This window comes from Accumulibacter sp. (assembly GCF_029255145.1).
Taxonomy (GTDB): domain Bacteria; phylum Pseudomonadota; class Gammaproteobacteria; order Burkholderiales; family Rhodocyclaceae; genus Accumulibacter.
The window spans coordinates 112344-118589 of the sequence record NZ_JAPUVQ010000145.1 but is presented as its reverse complement, the minus strand read 5'-3'; the positions used below and the strand labels follow the sequence as shown (position 1 = coordinate 118589).

Here is a 6246-nt window from a genome sequence, read left to right as displayed (position 1 = left end):
CGGCCACCGAGGTATCGATGAACGTGGCCGTCGTCTGGCCATCCGCCGGAGCCGACACGACACCATCCGGGATGTCTCTGGACCAGCCCCTGGCAGCCCGAAAGCCACTCACCAAGTGTGAAAAGTACGGCCAAGCGTGGTCCAGGTGTGCGTCATCGATGGTGACCAGCACGCCGGTCAGTTCACACTCAACCCGCCCTTGGTCATCCCCATACTCTGCGAAGGCACCCTTCTTAGCTAGGACCAGGTCGAGTGCGACTGCCTCACGGCACGCACCATAGAAGTCCTTCGACCGGTCCCCCGCAAGGCCTTTGACGGCCCAAATGTAGGAAAAGTCCGTGGCAGTCCCATCTTGGCGCACCACCCAGAAGCCTGAGTTGCTCCAGCCCGTCCCGGTATTCAAGCGCCGCTCGAAGTGGCCGATCTGCCCGCACCCCTTCGCCGGCTCACCGACATCTTCAAGAATCGGGTCATACCACTCGATGAGCGACACGAGGTCGGCGTGATCGCTCGGGTCGGCGATACGCTCCCCGTCCCGATACCGATGCAGGATTTCTTTGTAGTGATCAAGAGCGCTTTTCTGGGTCCGGAAGCTCCGGGAACCGATTTCAACAGGCTTTGCCATCCGTTACTCCCCACAAATTGATACCAAACATCACATTTCCAATATCAGAACTTCTTCCAAGCCAGACCCCTGCGCACGCATCGCAGAATTCAACGCAGCAACTGTGAACTCAGGTACCGACGGCGTACGAAAATCGAAGGCCAAACGTCTGGCTTTGATCGTTTCCCGATTGACACGCAGGAACTCCCCAATGCTTGCAGCCAGCGCATCTACGTCCTGCCGGTCGCGGACCAGTTCACGCGGCACAGCACTGACGGGCGCCTTCGGATGAAGCGAGCCAACTGCGGATCGATCGTTGACCTCACTCACAAATGCCTTCACAAGCTCGCGATCGATACCGAGTCGTCGTGCGTGAATATCCAGTGGTGAGAATCCGTCCTCGGCATAAGTCAAAATATGAAACTGCTCCAGCTTGTCGCGAACCTCTGACTCCTTAACTCTTGAAACTCTCAGGGGCACGAGCGCCTGCGGGGTGCATTCATCGGCGGATGTGACATGCTGCTCAATCGACCGACGGAACAGGTGCAAGAGTTCATCGCTCACCACCACGAAACGAATTTCCAGTAGGTTCTGAAGCACCCCTGCCATTTGGGATGCAACACGCACCAGGATTGGAATTGCCTCCTCCGCTGGGTAGCCGTACACACCCATCGAAATCGCAGGAACAGCTAATCGGGTTAAGCCATTTTCATCAGCCAAAGCGATGGTGTTGCGCATGGCTTTCTCGAGGCTGCCGGGAGGGTCGGCATCCTCGTAATACTTGGGGCCTCGGGTGTGGATGATGTAGCGACAATCCATATCAAAAGCAGGTGTTGCCAACGCTTCGCCTATTTGAAGAGGTGCGAACTGCGAGCTGTAGGGTTCGAGACGGGGCCCTGCTGCTGCGTAAATTGCGCCACAGACTCCACTACCTGCTCGCAGGTTCGGATTTGCCGAATTGACGACGCCGTCGCAGTCGGTCTGCCTGACGATGTTGCCCTTGACGACGGTGATATTGGCCATGGTCATATTTAATCCCTTCTTAATCGCACATCAAAGATCAAACACAGCGATCTCTGGACGCGCCCCAAATCTGACTGGTAGAAGTGACGTCCCGAGTCCCTTCGAGACGTAGAGTTTGCAGGCCGTCGTCTCATACCACCCCGAAGCAAAAGGACCGCTGCCCGGGGGCCTCCATATGGGCAACCCAAAAAGAGTGATCTGACCACCATGGGTGTGCCCGGAAAGGCACAGGTTGAATATTCCTGAACGGAGATTGGTCGGCAATTTTTCAAAATAGCCTGGAGAGTGCTGCACTAGCACCGCTGTGCCGCCCTTAAGGGGTGCGTTCAAGAGTCCACCGTCTGGTTGGCCAGCAGTGAAATCATCCATGCCCACGATGTGAAGAGTACGCAGCCGAACCCGATAAGAAGCCACCTCATTCACCAGAAGCCGTATCCCGTGGTGTCGGTACTCGTCGCGTAACGCATGAAGATCAACGTCGGCCCAGTATTCCCAATTACCCAAAACAGCAACGGTGGGCGTATCGCCCAGAGCCGCAAGAAAGGAATGAAGAGTCGGAAGCCGATCCAGCCTATCAATTACATCGCCAGAGAGGATTACCAAATCGGGCTTAAGGGATTTGACTCGGTTGGCAACTTCCACCTCACGGTGACTGAAGTCTTGAATGTGCAAATCAGAGAGTTGAACGACTCGGATGCCTTCCCCTGTGAGGTCCGATCGCATGTCGTGAGTACTGACGTCTATCCAGTTCGGCTCGATCCAGACGGCATACACACTGAACAGAGTTATCAGCACAGCGAGCGCGATCCGGAGGCCCATGCCTTACTCCAGCCCGGTGAAACGCACATGCATTCCATGCCCACGCCACAACGGCATAGGTTTCTCCGCGCCGGGGTCGAAGATCTCATCTACGCTCGCTAATGCGACACAGGCAAAGTGACCAATGGTGCTCATCTTGGCGCAGCTGGCTGCAATCGCCTGCCAGTTGCTCGGACGCTCGGCGCTATTGGCCGGAAATATTGCGGAACGCACTACCACCCACTCCGGCCGTTTGGACTGACCGATGAACCAGATTGAGGGATCCACCTCCGGATTGCCCTGCCAGGACATCAACTCGAAGCCTTGCTTGTCCAGATGGTCGCGGACCACTTGCACGGCCATGTCGTGAACCTCCCATGGCGTCATCTCGATCTTCTGGTCCGTGACCAAAGCGACGGGATCGATCGGCCTTCTGGTATCCGGGTCCAGCAAGCCCCATCCCGGCATGTCTGCAACCCAGGCGCCACCGAAAAGCTTCTTCTTCATGGGCAGGATGCAGGCTCGACCGTTGGCCATCCTGGCAGCCGTGATGAACCCTTGCGGGTTTCCGGGGCCCCGCACTTTCCCATCGACGTCCTCGACGCGCACGAAGTACAGTTGGTTGCCCAGACGGAACGACAGATGCTCCAGGAACGGCGGATAGGGGTGTGCGCGGAGCCATGACTGGATCCCGCCATCGGCCTGTTTGCTCAAGTGGATGCCGGCTGCCTTCCAGCAGGGGAAGAATGCTTCCGACATCTCATGCATTTCAATTTCGTACATGCTGCTCCTCAGTGCGGGCCGTAGCGGCTCTTGATACCGTCGATCGTTCGGAATTCGTCTATGTAGCGCGTTTCACCGGTGGTTTCGTCTTTGAACGTTCGCTGACTGTGTTTAAAACAGGGCTCGCACCAACCCAATTGATGCCGCTTTGGATTTGCTGTTTCGCCAAACTGCGTCGGCGCGCCGCAATTCGTGCAGAGAACTTTCCCTTTCGCATCCCTGGTGGGCTGCGCGGCCAGATTCAACTGGTCCAGGATCGGACTCGACGCTGCATCGCCCGACAGCTTCTCGGGCTGCACGAAATCCAGGGACATCGTTTTCTCGCCGGCATGGGTGAAGAAGATTCGTACCGTTCCGCCGGTACTGTCGGCAAGCACCTGGCCAATGCCCCAATCCGGCTTCTTCGGATGCTTTACGCGATCGCCTTTCTTGTATTGCATGGGATCTCCTTGATGAGTCGTCGCGCCTGACTCTCAGTCAGCCTGCTTCCTGAGCCAGCCTGGGATGTCGCCAGCGCTCGCCTTTTTGGCACTGCCACCGCCTTCCGCCTCTTCCGGGATGTCTTTCCACACCGTCAGAAAGTGGGCGCCCGGCGCTCCGTCCTGGACCACCGCGTATCCACACCGCAGTTCCTTGCGTCCCCATGTCGTCTGCCACTGTGCCGAGAACGACCACAGCTCGGCACCATCGGCTTTGCCTTGGAGGAATTCCTGCCACGCAGCATTAAGGTGGCCAAAGGGCAAATCAGGTGCAGCCTTGAGCGGATCTGTGACAACCTCACGCCTCTCGATTTCCTGCGCCGTCAGTCGCTCCAGCAGGTGTTCGCGCTCGACTGCAAATTCGCGTTCCTCCGGGGACACGTAGCTTTCCTTCTTCTGGAGCATCTCCTTGACCTTCATGTAGATCGCCACTGGCCAGACGGCGACCACGAGGATGGCCGCAAGGACGGGGGCGACGATGTTGTTGAGGATGCGGTAGGAAAGCTTCTTGCGATCCGGGTTGACGGCTTCGAGTAACTCACGAAGGGAGTCAGACTCTTTCTCCTTTGTCAGGTGATGTGCGCCGTAGACGATGGCAAGGACAACCGCGCCGATGCCGAGGTACCAGTAGAGATAGATCACGCCGACTCCCCCTCACCCTTACCACTTCGAGGGAACACCGTCATGGCGCCGACCTCGTAGCCTTCGGGAGCGTTATCAGACTCGGCGGTACCGTTATGACGAACCCGGGTGGCCACAATCACACCTCGCTCGATATCCAAGAACAAGTCCCGCTCGAAGGTGCTGCCGTAGCCCATGTGGACATACTCGAGCTGTTTGCCCTGGGGGATGCGGATCGTGCCGGAGTACCAGTGGGCAAACACGCGATCGGGAAAGTCCGGGAAGATGGTTGCCAAAGTTGCATCGGCTCCACCCTCTAGCGTTCCGCTCAGCCCCACCAGGTACAGGCGGTCATCCACGATTTCCCAGCTACCAACGTAGCCACGCCACAAGGCCGTGCAGTTGGACTCGAAGCGCGGGTTCGTGCCCCCCATGGCGAAATAGTCGCTGAGGGGGTTCGTGCACATGGCAACGTCCTCTCCCTGGTAGTGCAGTCGTTCTGCAATCTGAGCGGTCATGTCATTACTCCCATGCGAGGTGTTTGTTTCCAGTGGCCACCGTTTTCATTTAGAACCCGGGGTATTTCTGCCAAATGCGCTGGTTCATCTCTACGTTCTCGCTGTATTCGCCTATGTCCCAATCTTTGAAGGCGTACAGGTCTTCCGCAAGGGACGTGATGACTTCGTGCAACTCCAGAGGCTCCAGCCATTCGGCTGGTATCGCTCGGACGCCGTGCATGGCGCCCAGCAAGTTGCCGGTGATTGAGCCTGTCGAGTCAGAGTCACCGTCGTGGTTCACGGCGAGGATGACGCCGTGTTTGAAATTTCGTGCCACGAGCGCACAGTAGATTGAGATGGCCAGCGCCTCTTCGGCGATCCACCCCTGACCAAGCTGTGAGATCGCCGCTTCATGAGGTTGACCACTCGCAGCCAGCGTCTCGGCCAACTCGATCGCACGCAGCGTTTCCTCATGTCCAGGCTCGGATCGGAGGATGGCTTTCGATACGACCAGCGCTTCGGGCAATGAGGCGCCGTCGGTTAGCGCAAGGATCAGAACTGCCAGCACACCGCCTGTCAGCGCACCGGTCGGATGTCCGTGCGTCAGGGCTGCCAACTCGGCGCCCAAGCGGAAAGCGTCGTGCGGTGAGTCCTGCTGGCGCAGGCGCCAAGCGAATAACCCTACGGGTGCGACCCGCATGACGCCCCCGCACCCTTTGCTGTCGTTTCGGGCGGGTTCCCCGAGCGACTTCATCGCCCGCAGCGCCGCGAGGCAGGTGTTGCCAGGGGCACGTCGGCTGTGGAGTTCCCGTTGCTGAAAGAGCCAGCCAGTTTCGTCGGTGCCGAAGTCAATGTCGCACGTTGGACGTTCGCCTTGGGTCTGAAGCCAGCGCAGGTAAGCATGAGCCGTCACTCCGGAATAGGTGGTGATGCCCTTCATGCAGCCGCGCACCCACGCCCGTATCAGCCCCTCGGCTGTAAACAGGGTCATTTGAGTGTCGTCGGTAATCATGCCGAGGCCGCCGTAGGCTGGCGCGTACTGGGTGATTCCCTTGGGACCGAATTTGCGAAGGATCTCGGTCCGCTTCATGAACTCAACTGGTGCCCCAAGCGCGTCTCCGACGGCGCCACCCAAGAGACAGCCAGCAAATCGGCCCTGAACTGTTCGGCGCTGCTGACGCTTGCTGCGCCAGCCCAGTGGCGTGGAGTCGTCATCGGCCTCATCGCTCGCATCATCATCGGGCTCCAGATCGCCATCCCCGGACAAGGAGTGGTGGACGCCAAGATCGACAACCGCTTGCGCAGCCGGACGGGCAACGAGGCTCAACTGCGTGCGCCACTCGGGAACTTCAGTACCGTCCCAACTGATGCCCAGGCCTTTCTCCCAGTAGGACAGGTAGGCCTCGCCCCGGTCGGCTGCATAGTAGTTGCCATTTCCCGC

General features: G+C 58.5%; 8 protein-coding genes. All 8 read right to left on the bottom strand.

Going from position 1 to position 6246, the window contains the following annotated elements; all coding sequences use genetic code 11:
* Positions 1-625: DCL family protein (locus Q1L50_RS18535; protein ID WP_300341629.1), on the bottom strand; the 625-nt coding region annotated here is incomplete at its 3' end.
* A gap of 30 nt (positions 626-655) precedes the next feature.
* Positions 656-1633: a macro domain-containing protein gene (locus Q1L50_RS18530; RefSeq protein ID WP_300341620.1), complete on the bottom strand. Its 978-nt coding sequence runs from the start codon at positions 1631-1633 to the stop codon at positions 656-658.
* 24 nt (positions 1634-1657) lie between these two features.
* Positions 1658-2446, bottom strand: coding sequence for a metallophosphoesterase (locus tag Q1L50_RS18525; protein ID WP_300341618.1), 789 nt, complete (start codon positions 2444-2446; stop codon positions 1658-1660).
* Between the two features lie 3 nt (positions 2447-2449).
* Positions 2450-3208, bottom strand: a complete 759-nt coding sequence (locus tag Q1L50_RS18520) for a hypothetical protein (RefSeq protein ID WP_300341616.1) — start codon at positions 3206-3208, stop codon at positions 2450-2452.
* An 8-nt stretch (positions 3209-3216) separates the two neighbouring features.
* Entirely contained in the window at positions 3217-3648 is a 432-nt protein-coding gene (locus Q1L50_RS18515) for a DUF3553 domain-containing protein (RefSeq protein ID WP_300341614.1), read from the bottom strand.
* A 33-nt stretch (positions 3649-3681) separates the two neighbouring features.
* Positions 3682-4329, bottom strand: a complete 648-nt coding sequence (locus tag Q1L50_RS18510) for a hypothetical protein (RefSeq protein WP_300341613.1) — start codon at positions 4327-4329, stop codon at positions 3682-3684.
* Positions 4326-4826 carry a hypothetical protein gene (locus Q1L50_RS18505; protein ID WP_300341611.1) on the bottom strand — a complete coding sequence of 167 codons (501 nt, stop codon included), beginning with the start codon at positions 4824-4826 and terminating at the stop codon, positions 4326-4328. The genes Q1L50_RS18510 and Q1L50_RS18505 overlap by 4 nt, the downstream gene beginning before the upstream one ends.
* 49 nt (positions 4827-4875) lie before the next feature.
* The gene (locus Q1L50_RS18500) at positions 4876-6003 is read right to left on the bottom strand and encodes an ADP-ribosylglycohydrolase family protein (RefSeq protein WP_300341650.1); all 1128 of its coding nucleotides are present in this window, start codon (positions 6001-6003) and stop codon (positions 4876-4878) included.
* Positions 6004-6246: the final 243 nt, after the last annotated feature.